Consider the following 15,884-nt stretch of genomic DNA (forward strand, 5'->3'; position numbering starts at 1 on the left):
CACATGCGCATGAGTGCAACTCGACTGTCAGGGGCGCCACAACCGTCCCAAGGCGCGGACCAGGCCGGGCGCGATCCGGTGACCCAGGTACGCCGCCTTCGCCTCCATCGTGACGGGTACCACCGCCCGGTGGTCGTCCACCACCTTCAGGACTTCGGCCGCGACCTTCTCCGGCCCGAAGCCGCGCCGGCGTGCCGCGTCGTCCGCCCGGCGGCGTCGTTCCTCCTGCTCGGCCGGTGAGGCGCCGGCGAACGTGAAGGTCTTGGTGAGGTCGGTGCGCACGGCCCCGGGGCACAGCGCGGTCACCTTGATCCCGTGCCGCCGCAGTTCGGCGTCCAGGCACTGGGCCAGCATGAGCACCGCGGCCTTCGTGGTCGAGTAGGCGGGCAGCGCGGCGTTCGGCAGGTAGCCGACCACCGACGACGTGACGACCAGGTGCCCGCCCTCACCCCGGTCCACCATGCGCGGCGCGAAAGCCCTCAGCGTGTGCACGACACCCCAGAGATTGACGTCCACGACCCGCCGCCAGTCCTCCTCCGACGTGCGGAGGAACGAGCCGACCACGCTGATGCCCGCGTTCGCCATCACCACGTCCGGCACCCCGTGCCGCGCCACGACCTCGTCCGCCACCGTTCGCACCGCCGCCGAGTCCGCCACGTCGACCCGGTACGCGTGCCCACCGACCCGTTCGGCCGTCTCCCGCGCCTTCGCCTCGTCCACGTCCAGCACGACCACCTCGGCGCCCTGTCGCCCGAAGGCCAGCGCCGTCGCCCGGCCGATCCCGCTGCCCGCCCCCGTGACGACCACCAACCGCTTCCGCCGCTTGCCGTCGACCGCGTCCGCGATGTGCCGGGCCACGTGCTCCGGGTGCGTCCGCGGCGCCCAGTGCCCGGCGTGGATCGTGCTCCGCGTCAACTCGTCGACCCAGGGCTCCGCCGCCTCCAAGTGCTCCCGCACCACGTACGGGTCCTTCGCCAACTCGATCTGGTGAACCGGCACCGACACCCGTGCCGCGGGCAACCCCCGCCCGACGTTCGCCCGGTACAACCCCAACCCGTTGACCAACTCCCGCCGCCCCGCCCGCAACCACTTCCGCACCGGAGGCAGCGCCCACACCAACTCCGGCGCTACCGGCACCTTGAACCCCGCGATGTACCAGGACCGAGCCAGGACCTTGAGCACCTTCACCGGCCGCAGACGATTGCGCCTGACCCAGTCCGCCACCTGCCCCAGGTCCGGCCCGGAGATGCTGGTGAACGACCGGAACAACTCGGGCCTCGCCGCCACCGCCGCCCACCCCTGCAACGACCCCCAGTCGTGCCCGACGAGGTGCACCGGCCCACCGACCGCCTCCACCACCGCCACGAGGTCCTCGACCAACCGCTCAAGCCGATACCCCTGGCTCCCCCGAGGCGCGTCCGACCCACCAGCTCCCCGCACGTCGAACCGCACCACCCGGAACCGCTCCCCCAACCTCGCCGCCACCCCCTCCCAGACGTCGGACGTGTCCGGGAACCCGTGCAGCAACACCACCGGAACCGCCCCGGCCACCCCGCTCTCGACCACCCGAATCCGCAGGTCATCGACCCGAACCACCCACTCGCGTCCTGGCTGCACAACCCAAGAGGGTAGGGGGTGAAACCCGCTGTCCCGAGTGCGCTAAGCTTCCACCCGTAGCTGCGGCCCCCGTAGCTCAGGGGATAGAGCACCGCCCTCCGGAGGCGGGAGCGCAGGTTCGAATCCTGCCGGGGGCACCAAAGTAGTCACATTCAAACCTTCGACCCTCTGAACAGGGATCGAAGCAAGATCCAGAAGACCCCCAGCAGCGCTCAGCGCCCTGGGGGTCTTCTCGTTGGGATCGCCACCCTCTTTACCCTCGTTCAAGCCATCTGCCAGCTCAGATGCTGGCGACAGCCTTGCTCGCCCTCGCTCCATGACCTCGCTTCCAAGCAGCACGTCGAACGGCTCCGCCAACGTGCCCCGCACCCCTTCGTCGTCGATGTACAGGTGCGTGAAGAACGCCTGGTTGAACAGCCGACGCAAGAACGGGCCAGCCGTTCTGTAGGCGCCGTGGCAGTCACGGGCCAGGTCCAGAGCAGCGGTCAGGTTCCCTTCGATCCGGTCGAACTCCGCGGCTGCCCCAGCCAGGCGCTGCTCGATGCTGGCTAGCTGCTCGCTGATGCGTTGCTGCTCCCCGGCGATCAGGTCCATCGGGACGGCGCCGGTGTAGATCGCTTCGACCAACTTCTCTCGGCGTGCCATCAAGGCGGCTCGCTCACCAGACAGGTGCTTGCGCTCCTGCTCGGCCTCGCTGCGATACGAGGCCAGCTCGGACCGAAGCCCTGCCTCTACGGCGTCGCGCAGTGCGGGATCCATACGCACCGTCGCCCAGTAGTCCTCGACCAGCTTCTCGATCTTCGCTACCAGCAGCGCCTTGCGAGTACAGGTAGTGCGCTTCTGGTGCCGACCGAGGCATATGAAGTACGGGTAGGTCATGCCGTGGCGGTTCTTGGCGTTCGTGATGATCAGCCTGCTGCCGCAGTCGCCGCAGAAGACACTGGACTTGAGGTAGTGCCGGTGGTCACGCTGCTTCTCGCCGACCAAGTGCGCAGCCAGAACATCCTGGACTTTCTGCCAGGTGACCGGGTCGACCAGCGGCTGATGCCTGCCGGGATGCCGAACACCCCGGTAGACGACCTCTCCCTTGTAGTACGGGTTGGTTAGGATCGAGTGCAGGACGTTCGGCCGTACCGGCCGCGCCGGGTACTTCGGCGTGCGACGCGTACGCAGACCTCGAGTCTCGAGCTCGTCGGCAAGCGTCCGCAGCGTCCAGTTGCCGGAGGCGAACGCTACGAAGGCCCAGGCGATCAGCTCAGCGCGTTCCGGGTCAATCTCGACAGTGCGCTCCTCGCGCCCTTCGGACGTGAACCGGCCGACGTTGCGGTAGCCGAGCGGAGCCTTGCCAGGCGTGCCGCCGGTCTTAGCCTTCTGGCTCATGCCCTTGTGCACCTCGGTGGCGAGGTTGCGCGAGTAGAACTCCGCGATCGAGGACATGATGCCGTGTAGCAGCATGCCTGACGGCGTCTCGTCGATGTTCTCGGTAGCCGACACGAGCGCGGCGCCCGACTTCTTGATCGCCATCGTGATCTCGACGTCGTCTGCGCGGTTCCGGGCGAGGCGGTCCACCTTGTGCACCAGCACGTAGTCCACCCGGTTTGAAGCCAGGTAGCGCAGCATGCGCTGCAGGTTCGGCCGGTCAGCAGACTTGGCGGACTCGCCCGCGTCGACGAACTCCTCGATGATGACGGCATCGAGGCTCTCTGCCTTACGCCGGAGCGCGTCACGTTGAGCCGGGATGGAGAAGCCCTCGGCCTGCCCGCCTTTTTCGGCTTGCTCCTTGGTGGACACACGGAGATACGCGATGGCGGTCGCCAAGGAGCCAGTGGGTGTCATCGCTCCTCCTGTTCCTGCTCACCAGGGGTCGACCTGCCACGTTCAACGATGCCCATGAACAGGGCGCGCAGTTCCTGCTGACGGATGAAGCGCTCAGCGACCTCCACTCCGGTCATCGTGACGACCTCAGCGCCGCAGGCACGCACGCGGCCGATGACTTCCTCCAGCTGCCTCATGTCACGCGCCAGTCGGGCGTAGTCCCACACCACTACGGCTCGGATGTCGCATTGGACAGCGAGGTCGTCGAGCAGCTGCTGGAGAGCAGGCTGCCGATCAAGGTGCGCTGGCCGCCCCACATCGACGTACTCCCGCACGACGGCCAGCCCGTGTTTGTTGGCGATGCGCTGACACGCCTCACGCTGCAGCGCGACAGCAGCGGCGTCGTCCGGATGCACGGAACCCAGACGTAGGTACATGACCGCACGCCTCCTGCTAATTGCTTCGTCGCTCATACCAAGCCTCCCTTCCACGAGTTTCTCTATGCCGCTATTTCACCGGCCGCATTTACCTTTTCCGATCATACCTCTGATTTACTTAAATTCCAGTCCAATTTTCCGTTAAAGGAAATGGGCGCGTTTCACCGCGACAGGCGAGTGGAACAAATTAGAGCACCACACAGACGAATCACTTCAAGAAGACGTACAGCCGTCCTTCGAGGAACACGATGTTCCAAGTTTCACGAGCCGCCATCGACAGGCGCCGGTAGTCCAACGTGATGAAGTCGGCGAAGCCCCAGCGACTCGCGACCTGCCTGACCGCCTCCATGCAGGCTCGGGCGTCTGTCAGCTCGTCGACCAACGCCGCCATCGAGTCGAAGCTGCCGACGTAGCAGTCCTGGAAGCCCTTGAGGAGGTCCGGCTGGTCGATGGCAACGGTCGGCAGACGCAGGTACGCACTGAAAGCAGCTCCGTGCTGCTGGAGCGCCTCCCCGACCTGATCAAGCAGTGGCACGGACTGGGCCACTCCCTCCTCAGCGGACGCCGGGTCGGCTGGTGAACTTCGAGCTTCGATGTGGCGGGCGAGCCAGCCCACCCAGGTACGTACTTCGTGCTGCTCCGGCGTCTGGCTGTAGATCAGGGCCAACTCACGACTCAGTTGCTGCGGGTCGAGGCGGCCAGTGGCCGCAAAGTGATGCAGCGCCGATGGTCCTTCCGAGTACTCGTTAGCCAGCGCCCGGGCAATGGGTCGGGCGCCCCAGTCCGGCAGCGCACCGCGCGCCTCGGCCTCAAACAATGCGTCGCCGATGACATCAGCAAGGTCTTCATCTCGATCCACGGCACCGGTGAGATCGATCTCGCCGGGGCTAAGCCGCTCCTGCTCGGGGATGCCGTGGTCGTTGTCGTCAGGGTTGCGTGGTTGTCGTTCTATGGGATACCTCCTTTCGTCGTTAGTCATTGCTGACCTCGCCAGGCGTCGCGTGCCCACGGGCGATGAGCGCGGAGAACTCCGCCGTCGTGATGATCCTGAACACCGCGGGCTGGATGGCCTTGTCCCCAGCGAAGGCGGCCTCCAAAGCCGCACGCCGGACAGCGTCGGGCACCACCCAGACAACGGCCGGAAAGAGGCCGTGCTTCGCCTGGTGGGCGCCCGTCCGGGCGTACCGCTGGTAGACCTTGGCCTTGCGCACGACGACCGGTGGATGCTCCGTCGCCAGGTCGGCCTCGAACCACCAGTGGTCTTCGTAGTCGCCGCTCGCAGTGACGGCGTAGAGGTCGGGTTTCAGCCACTCAACCGTGCCGTGTTCCCCGATGAACGAGCGCCAGCAGGACGGCTCGGTGTCGACCGTGAGCACCTCTACCGCCTGTTGGGCCTGCAACTCGTACAAGCCGATCGCCAAGTCGGCCACGGCGAGCGTGTGAGCAGTAAAGGCTGGTGACGGTTCGACGTAGCGGCGACGGTGCTTCTCGCCGTGCATGGTGCGCTGCAACCGCTCCCCCGCAGCACCGAGTTGCCACGTGATGCCCGACGACCCGGCACGTACACCTCCGATGCGCCGTCCCAGCCGGGCAACCAGATTGTGGGCTTCAAGCCGACCGAGCACCCGCATGACAGCGGTGGCGGCTGCACCAAGACTGGCGTGGCCGGAGGCGAAGTGAAGCCTGCGAATCTGTGCGGTGGTGAGCAGCCGGAAGGAACGCAGCGACGCCAGGATCGCGAGATCGCGCTCCGAGAGATGCTGCAACAGGCTGGTCGTCGTACTTGGGCTCATGACCAGCCTCCTGGCGCGCGTCCGGGGCAGCCGTCCGGGACGACACCGTGACCCCCGGATCGGGGGTCAGTCCCATCCGGGATAGGGAAACGTGATGGCTTTGAGCTGCGAGAACGTAGCGCCAAGGTCGTCGCGGATAGACGCGCGGACAGACGGCTGAACCAAGACGCGTCGCTAGCCACACCAGCCCTCGAAGTCGCCTCGAACAAGCTCATCGCTGCCTCCGCTTTCGGCCGATGGGCTCAGACACACCGGACAACACAGCGGTAGAGCCATCGGCACGTGCCTTACTGGTGTCGGTGCTGGTCTGTTCCGAGCTGTCGGGTGCGTAGTTGGCGCGCGTAGCGGCCCGCACTTGATCCGGATGGCGGATCGCCGGAGGCGGTGGCAGCGTCCGCACCAAGGCCCAACCGGAGGGATGCCCGTCCGCAACGAGGTTGGCGTACGCGTGGAAGCGGGGCAGGGCGACGAAGTCCTCCGGGCCGAGGTCACGTGCGAGCTTGGCCGCTTCGCGGGCGTCCTCGTGCTCGGTGGCGAAGATGACCTTGGATCGCGCGTTCATGTCGACGGCGGTCCGAAGCGCAGGCGGGAACTGCGCGCGGAACTGTGCAGCCAGGAACCAGCCGACCGAGAGCGACCTCGATACCGCGAGCGCGTCGGCGAGCGAGAGCGGCAGATTCAGGAAGCGGGGCGCCTCGTCGACGTACACCACGCCGGGACGCTTCTGCGCGTCCGGCTCGTCGGCGCGCTCCTGGGTAGCCTGCCAAAGATCAGCGACGATCAGGCTGCCGAGAAGTGAGGCCGTGCCTGGCCCGATGATGCCTTCGTTGAGTGGCACCAGCACGACCTTGTTCTGCCGGAAGGTGTCCCGCAGCCGGAACCGGCCACCCTGCTGACCCAGCATCCGGATGAGCGCAGGCCGGAGCAGGAACTGGCGCAGCTTGTTCAGCGGTGCAGCGATGGCTGCCGCCTGCGCTGCCGGGGACTGGCTGTCATACCAGGCCCAGAACCCCGCCAGCGCCACATCGTCTCGGACATGGCCTACCTGTCGACGGCGGAAGACCGGATCGGTCAGCAGTGTTGGCAGGTCGAGCAGCGTTGCCGGGCGCTCGTCGGTGCTGGCGCGGGCGAGCGTGCGCAAGCTGGCGCTGAAGATGTCGGCTGTGCGTGGACCCCAGCCGTCGCTGAACACCGCTTCGAAGACAGCCAGGATGCCATCGACCACCACATCCGGGTCGCGGCCCGTGACGTCGAGCGGGTTGAAGCCGACGGGCAGCTCATCCGCTGCGTTCAGCTCAACAACGTCGGCCAGGCGGTGTTGCGGGATGCGCGAGAGGATGTCGTCGATGAGCTGGCGCTTGGGATCGAGTACGGCGACCGGTCGACCGCCATCGACGTCGGCGAGGATGAGGTGAAGGAGGGCGTTGGACTTGCCCGAGCCGCTCGGACCGAACGTGACCCCGTGGTACGTCTGGTCCTGTGCGCTGATGCCGAGCTGTCGGTCATCGCCTGGTGCGGCGCTCTCGGCGAACACCCGAGGACCGGTGTGGACGGACGTGGCGGCGCGAAGAGCCTTCGGATGGGCCGCGGGCAAGCCAGGAAAATTGCCATCTCCCAGCGGCCAGCCGAGCAGGCCCACCAACTCGCTGACCGCGAGGTGCAGCGGCCAGCGCCAAGGAAGCTTGACGTTGTTGACCGCCTTCGGTGGCAGCCGCACCAAGTCGATGCGGACGCCAGGTGACTGGGCGGTCGCGATGGCGCTCAAGGCGCTCGTGATGAACCGCCGCGTCCTGTCGATGTCGGCGCTGGCAGCACCCAGACGCACCACCGCGGCGAAGCCACCGTGAGCCAGGCGCTCTCGCATCCGAGCGCGGAGTTCGGTACTGGCGGGCCGGTCGCCCTCCAAGAGCGCGCGCAGAAAAGAGCGCCCTGGTGCGGGCGCGTTGGCGGGAACGATGCGGGGAGCATGGCGCGGTCCGAGTGCTACCTGCACCACAAGGTGGTCCCCTGGATACTTTGCAGCAGCGAGTGCCGAGAGCAGGGCTCGCGTGGTGCCTTCCGGCCGGTCGCTCAGCAGCGGCAGTCCTGGCGGCATGATGCGAAGCTCGGCAGCTACGTCGACCGCGCGGCGTGGGGTGTTGGTTCCCGTGCTTGGCGAGGTCAGGAGGGTTCCGGGGATGAGATCGCCGAGCAACCGCCGCACAACGTGGACATCGGTTGCTCGGCAGCCGATCAAGTAGCGGACGCCCGCACTATCGGCGCGGACTTCCAGCACGAGCCGCATACCCGTACGGTCAGCGGCCAAGCCCTCGAGGAACCGAACAACGACGCCCAGGTCCAAGGGCCTCGGCAAGTGCAGGCCCGAGAAGACGATGTCGGCAGCCTTACCCATCGACTGCCCCCTCGCCCCGCCCCATGGGCCGCTGGTCGCCGTTCCCTGCGTCCTGGACGTGCTCGGCTTGGGCCTGCTTCTCCAGGTCGGCCACCACCAAGCCGAGTAGCGCCTTGCTGAGCTTCTCAATGTCCACCGGCTCACGCCGGATACCGCGTACGGTGTAGCGACGATCGACGCCCCGCAGACGACGGGACTGGCGGTGGTTCTTTTTCTTGACCATCTTGGACGGACCTCCTTTCGTTACACGACGAGCCGGGATGTTGCCGGAAACGCAACAGATAATTTCCGGATCAACTTATGAACTATGTTTACCGTCTCGTCAACTATGATTGTTAATTCCACAACGCTCCACCCCTGCCGAGTGGGACAGTCACCAGCGCGAGCGCCGCCAGCGGATAAAAGCCGTCACGGCCCAGGTGAACACTGCGAGCAGTGCACCACCGACAAGCCACGGCACGATGGGCTTCAGGTAGATGACCGCGAGGTGCAAGGCGATCACTGAGCCGAGCACCAGCAGGCTGGCGCGGAACAGCCGCTCGACGGGACGGGGTGCCTTCTCGTCACCCACAGTCGTCCACCTCGCTGCGGTAACTTGGTACGGGGTAGCCGGGGACGGAGATGTCCGAGTTGATCTCGTTGCCCCATACTGACCAGTCCGCATTGGACGGTGGCCGCCTGCGGGCGAACAGCTCCAGGTATGGGCCGTGAGAGATGCGCTCGATGACGGCGTACTGCTCGTCCGGCTTGCGCGAGTGTTCCTGCACCGGCGCGTTGATCCACGTCGGCTGACTGCGGAAGTTCACCGGTGCACGTCCCCGCGTGGCGAACAACAGGTGCTCGGTGGAGTTGCGCAGGTACTTCCCCAGTCCCATCCGGAACTTGATCCACGTAAGCGGGCTGCGCACGGTGAAACCCCACGCCTCGGCAACGTCGTAGCCGTCGCGGAGGGTCGCGTTGGTGACCCACAACCAGAGGTGCGCGTCCGGTGCCGCCAGGTCCCCAACCGGCATGGCCTTGATGCGCTCCAGGCTCATGAGGTTGTAGTGGCGGGCGGCACCACGTTCACCTTGCTGCTGGATATCCCACGGCGGGTCTGCCAGGACGGTACGGAACCGCCCGGAAGGATTAGAGGGCCAGTTACTGCTATTTTGGTTCACGTATGAGGCTCCTTTCTATTCGACTGAGCGATTTACTAGGCGCGTGTTCGACACTGCCTCTAGGTATGCGGCATCCATGCCAAGGAGGGAACCGTCGGTCCGCTCGAACATTCGCCCGAATCATCGAGCGAACCGACGATCGCCTGCCGCCGTTATTTCTCGTTTTCTGGCAGCGTGCATCACTCAGCCAATTGCGTTGTGGAATGAACTACAGGAGCTCGACAGGCTTCTACTTGGAGGCGAGGCTTCCCGGCCGATGAGCGACGAGACTTGCAAACAGTGCGCGGGCTACCGCGCCGGGTGCGTCTCCAGGTCGCACTGTCGTCACCGCGATGCGGTCGTCGAGCAGCGCGATGTGTGGCTGGCCACCTAGCACCACGGCATGCACCTCACCGGGAAAGACCGCTAGGTCGGACAAGATCGCCCTGGGGTCAGGATCGAGTAGTTCGAAGTCTGACAGCACGACGAGCGTCGTCTTGTAACCCTGGTAGCTGTCCGCCAGTCCGACGGCCCTACGCAAGCTCGGACCAAGTTCGCTTGACCCCGCTCCGCCCTGTGGCGTCCGCAAGCCTCGGCGCAGCCGCCGAAGACCACGGCCGGTGAGCCGGACCGGGGCGACATCGGCGTCGCCCCCAACATCGAAGTGGACAACAGCACCGAACTCGCGGGCTACGCCAGCCTGAGCCACGCTGACGAACGCCCGCTCCATCTCCTTGTACCGCGCCGCCACCGGGTCATTGCCGCCACTGCTGGTGACGGATCCCGAGTCGTCGGAGACGGCGATGAGCAGAGTCGGGTACGGTGCCGGCTGGCCAGCGTCGCCAAGTTGGTAGGCCGGTTCGGGCAACCCGATCCGATCACCCGAACTGACGCCGCCAAGAAGCTGCGCAGGGCACAGGGTGCTTCGAAGCACCGTTGGTCGCCGGTTCATGACCGGTCCCCCCGTCGCGCCTTGCGCCCGATAACTCCGCTGGGCTCGCCTGCGGGGAAGCCGTGCCCAAGTACATGCACGTTGTTCCGCTGCACCCGCCACGACAAGGACTCCACGCGCTTGGCGGCTCCATGCCCGCGTAGCTGGTACTCGCTCTTGATTGAGCGGGCTTCCTCCAAGGCTTGAGCCCGTTGCCGCGGAGCCGCCGAGGAGGCCAGCTTGAAGTGCCGCTTGACTGCGCGGCGCAACCGGTTCTCCATCGTGCCGACCAGGTCAGCCACCTCGTCAGCAGCGGTGTAGCCCAGCAGTCCCGACCCGAGCGCCGTGGCGGCCGCGAGCAAGCCGAACGTGAGACCGGCCTCGCCGCCTTCGATACTGCTGCGGAGGATGGCGATGCCCAGCGCCAGCAGTGCCACTACGAGCAACGAGAGCAAGCCGACCAGCCGTACAACCGCCATGCCCTTGCCCGCGCCGGTGAACAGCCGCCAGTACCGCTGTTCGTCCTTGCCGAGCGACTCCGGGTCGCGCTGACGGGCTTGCGCCATCCGGAGATCCTTGAGTTCCGAGCCAACGAGTCCGGCGCAACCCGCGGCAACGCCTGATGCCAGTGCCTGCCAGAAGGCAATGAACGGGATGTCGCCGTTTACGACGGCCGCCGACCAGACACCCGCCATGTCGCCCAAGATCAAGAGCGGCCAGCAGACCCAGTAGCGCACCTTCGCACCGGACTCTCGCCTGATGTATGGCGTGAGCACACGGACGGCGTCTTGGTAGTCGGCCTGAGCTTCCTGGACTTCCTTCTCACTGGCGGCGAGCAGGAAAGCAGTCGCGGTATCGGCTGAGGCGAGACCTTCTGCCTCGACCTGGTACGGCCGAGCCGCACTCTCGCCCTCAGCGGGCCACACCAGCTCCTGCTCGTCGGCGAGGGCGCCGTACTCGTACTCGCTGTATACGGTGCCGACCGTGCCAGGGCGGCCTTGTGCCTCTACCTCGGAGACACGCGGCAATGCGACGGCGTCAGCTTCTCGTGTCCACGCATCCACAGAACGCTGCGAATCGACAGGGCCGCGGCGGTGCTGGCGAATCACGCGGCTCACCGGCCTTCGGTGGCGAAGTCCGACACCGACACGCACTTGCTCGCCGCTGTCTTGGCGCACAAGGCGTTGTAGTAGTGGACAAGTCCTTCCACCACCGAGGAGGGCGGCGCACCCTCGGCGACCCGGCCGAGACCAGCCACCGTCACGGACGCGCCTACAAGCTGCGGCAGCGCGACCTGGTCGGCGAGCGCCAGTGCCTCGTCCTTGCCGAGCGGCTTCGCGCCGAGGTCAACGCCGACGTTGTGGAAGCCATCGCTCAGGATGACCAGCTCGAGCTTGTAGCCGCTGCCGAGCTGCTGCGTCCACTCCGCAGCGAGGCGGTACTGAGCGGTGATGTCGCTTCCCCCTTGTGGCAAGGCGGCAGTAGCCGGTCCGTACCCAGCGCGCACCTTCTCCATCACGCCCTTGACCGCCTCGGGCACTCGCTTCAGACGAGCGTTGTCGGTGGCACCAGGCATCTTGAGTTCACCGTCGAACAACACCGTCGTGGCCGCGCTGGAGGCCGAGAAGACCAAGACCCTCAGCCGGCCTGAGCACACGGCCGTGCGGGCGGCGATGGACTCAACGGCCGCCATGCGCTCTGTAGTGATGGCGTCCGACGCACTGGAGCCGGTGCCGTCGATCTCCACGAGCGAGGCGGGCGGCGACGCCGGGTCGCAGGCGGCGAGGAGCTGCTGGTTGGTGGCCAGCTCATCCTGCGGGGCGGAACCATCGCCGCAGCCCGACATGAGGAGCAAAGCCAGCACGAACCCGGTGATCAGGCTCGCCGTGCAGAGGCGGGAGAGCGTCCGTGGTGTCACGGAGACGTAGGTCGACATGAGCGGGTCCTCCAGTTGGTCTCAACTGAGCCGGGATGCACTCGCGCTACCCGGCTTGGAACCAACCTTCGGCCTGATGTTGCTCGTAGAATGAGCACGGAGTGAGCAGCTTGTGCGCTCTGAGCGTGGGGAGGTCAGACTCGGTGCTGCAAGCAGAAGGCGATCCCCTCGCATCGCTCGAAGCGGAGCTGGACGTCTGGCGCAAAACACCGTTTGGTCGCCTGGTTGCCCGTCACTACTGTCCGCCGGCGCTCGCTTGGGCGACACGCAAAGTCCGCAACATCGATGATCAGGCGCCCGTTCGCCCAGACCACATTCGGGCGATGCTCACGGCCGTGACGGCCTCACCAGGTGAGGAACCCGCCGCTGGACGTGGAGACCCTGGCGAGGCGATCACCAGCATGCGGGTCATCAGAGAGGTCTTTGGGCTGACCAGAGATTCGAAGGAAGCGAGCACCCGCGTTCGGCAAGAGATTGCTGGGCAGGCAAGTGGACACGGACTGACGTGGCACACGATCCGCAAGCACAGCCAGGTGTACGTCGAGCAGCTCAGTACCGCAATCCGTGCAACGCTCAGCACGTTGGGGGCAGCCGACGCACCGATGGGTAGTACGTCCGGTGGTCTAATACCGCGCCCCGATGACCTGGCATGGCTACACGCGGCGTACCGCGAAGCTCTTGCCGGTGGCGGTGGAGTCATCACCGTCTGGGGACTGGACGGCGCGGGCAAGTCGAGCCTCACCAAGCGGTTCGCCAGCGAGATCGCACCGTCTGGAGCCTTTGGGTTCATCCGTCTCGGGAGGCGAGGACTGTTCGAGGAGGACGTACGACAGATCCTCCAGCTAGAGGGTGTCGATACGACTTCGCTGTCCGACGACCACTGTCAGGCACTCTTCCGGACCACGGCGGTACGGTTCAGCGCCGTTCGCCTTCTGGTGCTCGACGACGCCCAGAAGGAAGGCGACGTCTCGGCGCTGCTTCCCCACGGGAGCAACGTCCCGGTCGTCGTCACCGCTCCGAGGCGGCTGCTACAGACCGACCCAGGTCGATTCCGGCAGCTAGGGCACGTGACGGTCAGCGATACCGCCGCCTACCTCAGGCAAGAGCTGCCACATGTTGGCGAGGAGACCGCCCACAGGCTTGCCGAAGTCCTTGGAGGGCACGTTGAGTCGATGCACCACGTCGTTCGCTACCTCTCAAGCCAGCCAGCAGTGGACGCCAACGCCTTTCTCGGCGAGATCACTCAGGGAGCGAGTCAAGTGCTGGAAGATCTGGCCGAGGTGATCGACGCACCGCGGAGCTTGCCGTCGATCGTGCGTGAGCTTTACGGCGCCGTCCACGAGGACGCTCTCGCGAACGCGATCTTGACCACCGTTGTCTGGACGGCTAACTCTGGTGAGCGACCGACCGAGCTGGTCGTCGAGACCGTGCGGAAGCTCGGTCACGCTCCCACGGAGTTGCAGCTACGAGCAGCTGTACTCCGCCTCGAGCGCGTTGGGTTGCTGACATCGACGGCGACGTCGCTTGCGGTCCCTCGCCTAACGGCACGCATCCTGCGCGAGTTCACGGCCGCTGACCGTGAGCCTGTCCTGGTTGCATACGAGCGGGCGATCGCAGTGCCTCCTAAAGCGGGTGAGGGGTCGCTGCTGAACATCCTTCGGTGGGAGTACCAGTTCCTGGCCGAGCACCGGGTCGCTGTGGCGACGGCGCTCGGCAACCAGCAGAGACAGCTACCGGCTCTCATTGCGCTCGACGCCAGTGACTGGGCCTTGCTTATGACGGACGCGGATGGCCGCCGAACCGCCGAGATGTACCGAACTACCCCAGAGTCGCTCCTCCGCGCGCGGCCGTCTGCTCCAGGCTGGGAGGTAGTCGACGCCGGACACAGGAGGCTTATAGCTGGCCTTGCTTCGAAGGTCTATCCAGCTATAAAAGCTGGCTGGCAGAGCAAGCAATCGATCTAAAGTCGACCCAGAACGATCCTGACGAGTTCACCCACCTTCGCCTTATCGTTTGGATCCGACTGGTTGCCATTTCGAGTGATTGAAATATCAACTGTGCGATCTTTGTGGAATATAATTGCCCGGGAACCATCCACGTACGTGATTTGCGCGGAAAACTCGCGTAACTCTTCATTCTTCCCCTCGCCTCCTACCTTACGAACGACATCATCGTATAGCGGCTTTGCATCTTCCGGCGCGACGGGTTCCATGATGCTCAGTTGCGCGATGGTCATGTTGGGTCCGAGTTCTGGGGAACGGTAGACACAGTCAGTCATGCCGATCTCGACGCCCGTGTCCATAGTCCCGACAGAGGGTGGGCTGTTCGACTGCTCAAGCTGGCCGCCAAGGATTCCGATTACGTCATCACGCGCGAGGACGTTGCAGGCCACCGGCATATCTTTGGAGTACTCCGTCGAAGAGGGCTGAACAGCTGGAATCTCTGGCCCGACTTCAACCCACGCCCCGTTTTGCCATCGATATTGCTTCGCGTTCGTTACAGCCGTCGTTCTGAACGGCTTACCGTTATCGTCGATGACTAAGGTTCTTTCTTCGCCGTCGACCACCAGGGTAAGTTCGACCTTGTATGTCCATGAACGCTCGATCGTGAACGCTTGAATATCGATAACCTCGGTCTTGCCCGAATCGATCGGGATATGCAGATCCTTCGGCTGGTCGTCGGTGCCGTCGAAGTAAGTCTTCTCGCCCTTGTCGAGGTCAATGGAAATATGACGCACGGGCGACGCCCCTTTACCGCCACACGTCGCCACATGTCCCACATTTGGACTCTTGTCGGGCTCGATCGCCACTCGCTTAGCACCGACGATAACAACCGTGTGTCCCTCGTCCGGCGTTATGCTGACTCGCGTTAGCGTGGAGCCAACATCGATGGCGCCATTGGCATGCGCCCACTGATAGCGGTCGTAGCAAGTATCTCTGGCGACAGGCGGAGGTTCGACGTCCTGAATGGCAGACGAAAAGAGGTACTCACCGCCGGTCAACTCGTTCCGAGTCTCGATAGCGTCATAATCGGTGGTGACGACTGTCTTATAAGGTTCGTCCGGCTTCGACGAGTCGATGATCTTCCATATGCCGATTGCTACGATCGCTAGAGCAACGCCACTTGCTGCCAAAAACAGCAGCCTACGCCTAGTGGACGTTCTGGGAATTTCGGGGCTAGGGAGCATTTCACCCGGATCAGAGTCCTCAGCAAGCGCAGCGCCGCCGATGGTGGCCTGTCGCAGACCAAGTTCAGTGGCAAGTTTCAGAGCCTCGTCACGGTCGTTGCGCAGGAAGTCGTGCAAAGCATCGACAGCCGCAGGCATCCATACCGTTTTCTGGAGATTACGTTCAGCCTGGTAGTCCGTCGATGTTTGCGTACCGTTAGCGAGTGCAGCCGCGCGTTCCTCCGGGGAGAGTGCGGCTAGTCTTGCCAAATGAAGGCGCGCACCTTTCGATTCAACATCCTTCGGGGCCTTCCGTTTGCCTAGGTGATGCTCCAGGATCCCCTGAGCTTGCTCCGGAGTTTGGCCGAGACCCAGCAGTTCCCTGGCAGGGTTCAAAACCTGACTAACGTATTGAGGATCTTTAGCGTCTAGGGCTGCCCGCAGGAAGCCTCCGACCAAGTTGGCTTTAGCTTCGCTTGTCTCGACCGCCTGAAGGTCAAGATCATCAGTAACAACCTTTATGACGTGGCTCGCCTCGAAGAAGTGTGCGCGAGGCGGCTTACTAGGACCCTTTGAGTCGGTGATGATCATGTTGAGATCGTCAAGCAGTACTGCCGCTGGCCATTCTCGGGACACCAGCACCTCCTCCGAAGTGCCG

Annotated in this window: 13 protein-coding genes, 1 tRNA gene and 1 pseudogene; 2 read left to right on the plus strand and 13 right to left on the minus strand. The window is 64.9% G+C overall.

Annotated elements, in window-relative coordinates; translation table 11 throughout:
• Positions 1 to 27: 27 nt before the first annotated feature.
• A complete protein-coding gene (locus tag IOD16_RS30935) occupies positions 28 to 1,596 on the minus strand; it encodes an SDR family oxidoreductase (protein ID WP_201437241.1) in 1,569 nt (522 codons plus the stop codon).
• 86 nt (positions 1,597 to 1,682) lie between these two features.
• On the opposite strand from IOD16_RS30935, the gene IOD16_RS30940 reads away from it, so the two are divergent.
• Positions 1,683 to 1,757: transfer RNA gene (locus IOD16_RS30940), tRNA-Arg, on the plus strand.
• A gap of 691 nt (positions 1,758 to 2,448) precedes the next feature.
• Here the strand turns inward: IOD16_RS30940 and IOD16_RS41580 are convergent.
• From IOD16_RS41580 to IOD16_RS31000, 11 genes and pseudogenes are all read right to left on the minus strand, one after another.
• Positions 2,449 to 3,453: pseudogene (locus IOD16_RS41580) on the minus strand (recombinase family protein); the annotation flags it as partial.
• Positions 3,450 to 3,905, minus strand: coding sequence for a recombinase family protein (locus IOD16_RS41585; RefSeq protein ID WP_201437243.1), 456 nt, complete (start codon positions 3,903 to 3,905; stop codon positions 3,450 to 3,452). The pseudogene IOD16_RS41580 and the gene IOD16_RS41585, both read right to left, overlap by 4 nt.
• 172 nt (positions 3,906 to 4,077) lie before the next feature.
• Complete coding sequence (locus tag IOD16_RS30960; RefSeq protein ID WP_201437245.1) at positions 4,078 to 4,848, minus strand: hypothetical protein; 771 nt, start codon at positions 4,846 to 4,848, stop codon at positions 4,078 to 4,080.
• The gene (locus tag IOD16_RS30965; protein WP_201437247.1) at positions 4,841 to 5,662 is read right to left on the minus strand and encodes a replication-relaxation family protein; all 822 of its coding nucleotides are present in this window, start codon (positions 5,660 to 5,662) and stop codon (positions 4,841 to 4,843) included. The genes IOD16_RS30960 and IOD16_RS30965 overlap by 8 nt, the downstream gene beginning before the upstream one ends.
• 211 nt (positions 5,663 to 5,873) lie before the next feature.
• The gene (locus IOD16_RS30970; RefSeq protein WP_201437249.1) at positions 5,874 to 7,946 is read right to left on the minus strand and encodes a type IV secretory system conjugative DNA transfer family protein; all 2,073 of its coding nucleotides are present in this window, start codon (positions 7,944 to 7,946) and stop codon (positions 5,874 to 5,876) included.
• A 100-nt stretch (positions 7,947 to 8,046) separates the two neighbouring features.
• The gene (locus IOD16_RS30975) at positions 8,047 to 8,277 is read right to left on the minus strand and encodes a hypothetical protein (protein ID WP_201437250.1); all 231 of its coding nucleotides are present in this window, start codon (positions 8,275 to 8,277) and stop codon (positions 8,047 to 8,049) included.
• Between the two features lie 150 nt (positions 8,278 to 8,427).
• Positions 8,428 to 8,625 (minus strand): hypothetical protein, encoded by a 198-nt coding sequence (locus tag IOD16_RS30980; RefSeq protein ID WP_201437252.1) that lies wholly within the window; start codon positions 8,623 to 8,625, stop codon positions 8,428 to 8,430.
• On the minus strand, positions 8,618 to 9,214 hold the full coding sequence (locus tag IOD16_RS30985; protein WP_201437254.1) for an MT-A70 family methyltransferase: 597 nt from the start codon (positions 9,212 to 9,214) through the stop codon (positions 8,618 to 8,620). The genes IOD16_RS30980 and IOD16_RS30985 overlap by 8 nt, the downstream gene beginning before the upstream one ends.
• A gap of 229 nt (positions 9,215 to 9,443) precedes the next feature.
• Positions 9,444 to 10,145, minus strand: a complete 702-nt coding sequence (locus IOD16_RS30990) for a hypothetical protein (RefSeq protein ID WP_201437256.1) — start codon at positions 10,143 to 10,145, stop codon at positions 9,444 to 9,446.
• Complete coding sequence (locus IOD16_RS30995; RefSeq protein ID WP_201437258.1) at positions 10,142 to 11,242, minus strand: hypothetical protein; 1,101 nt, start codon at positions 11,240 to 11,242, stop codon at positions 10,142 to 10,144. The genes IOD16_RS30990 and IOD16_RS30995 overlap by 4 nt, the downstream gene beginning before the upstream one ends.
• Entirely contained in the window at positions 11,239 to 12,060 is an 822-nt protein-coding gene (locus IOD16_RS31000) for a hypothetical protein (RefSeq protein ID WP_201437260.1), read from the minus strand. Before IOD16_RS31000 ends, IOD16_RS30995 begins: the two co-directional genes overlap by 4 nt.
• Before the next feature lie 323 nt (positions 12,061 to 12,383).
• Here IOD16_RS31000 and IOD16_RS31005 point away from each other — a divergent pair, with 323 nt between their 5' ends.
• Entirely contained in the window at positions 12,384 to 14,024 is a 1,641-nt protein-coding gene (locus IOD16_RS31005) for a hypothetical protein (RefSeq protein WP_201437262.1), read from the plus strand.
• On the opposite strand, the gene IOD16_RS31010 is transcribed toward IOD16_RS31005, so the two are convergent.
• Entirely contained in the window at positions 14,021 to 15,817 is a 1,797-nt protein-coding gene (locus IOD16_RS31010; protein ID WP_201437264.1) for a hypothetical protein, read from the minus strand. The two genes, IOD16_RS31005 and IOD16_RS31010, sit on opposite strands and share 4 nt — an antisense overlap.
• Between the last annotated feature and the right edge of the window lie 67 nt (positions 15,818 to 15,884).

This window comes from Saccharothrix sp. 6-C (assembly GCF_016695385.1).
Taxonomy (GTDB): domain Bacteria; phylum Actinomycetota; class Actinomycetes; order Mycobacteriales; family Pseudonocardiaceae; genus Actinosynnema; species Actinosynnema texasense.

What these genes read in the sequence shown, in the direction of transcription:
- IOD16_RS30965 (WP_201437247.1), bottom strand. Translation starts at nt 5,662, where the DNA reads ATGAGCCCAAGTACGACGACCAGCCTGTTGCAGCATCTCTCGGAGCGC.
- IOD16_RS31010 (WP_201437264.1), bottom strand. Translation starts at nt 15,817, where the DNA reads ATGATCATCACCGACTCAAAGGGTCCTAGTAAGCCGCCTCGCGCACAC.
- IOD16_RS31005 (WP_201437262.1), top strand. Translation starts at nt 12,384, where the DNA reads ATGCTCACGGCCGTGACGGCCTCACCAGGTGAGGAACCCGCCGCTGGA.
- IOD16_RS31000 (WP_201437260.1), bottom strand. Translation starts at nt 12,060, where the DNA reads ATGTCGACCTACGTCTCCGTGACACCACGGACGCTCTCCCGCCTCTGC.
- IOD16_RS30975 (WP_201437250.1), bottom strand. Translation starts at nt 8,277, where the DNA reads ATGGTCAAGAAAAAGAACCACCGCCAGTCCCGTCGTCTGCGGGGCGTC.
- IOD16_RS30960 (WP_201437245.1), bottom strand. Translation starts at nt 4,848, where the DNA reads ATGACTAACGACGAAAGGAGGTATCCCATAGAACGACAACCACGCAAC.
- IOD16_RS30970 (WP_201437249.1), bottom strand. Translation starts at nt 7,946, where the DNA reads ATGCGGCTCGTGCTGGAAGTCCGCGCCGATAGTGCGGGCGTCCGCTAC.
- IOD16_RS30990 (WP_201437256.1), bottom strand. Translation starts at nt 10,145, where the DNA reads ATGAACCGGCGACCAACGGTGCTTCGAAGCACCCTGTGCCCTGCGCAG.
- IOD16_RS41585 (WP_201437243.1), bottom strand. Translation starts at nt 3,905, where the DNA reads ATGAGCGACGAAGCAATTAGCAGGAGGCGTGCGGTCATGTACCTACGT.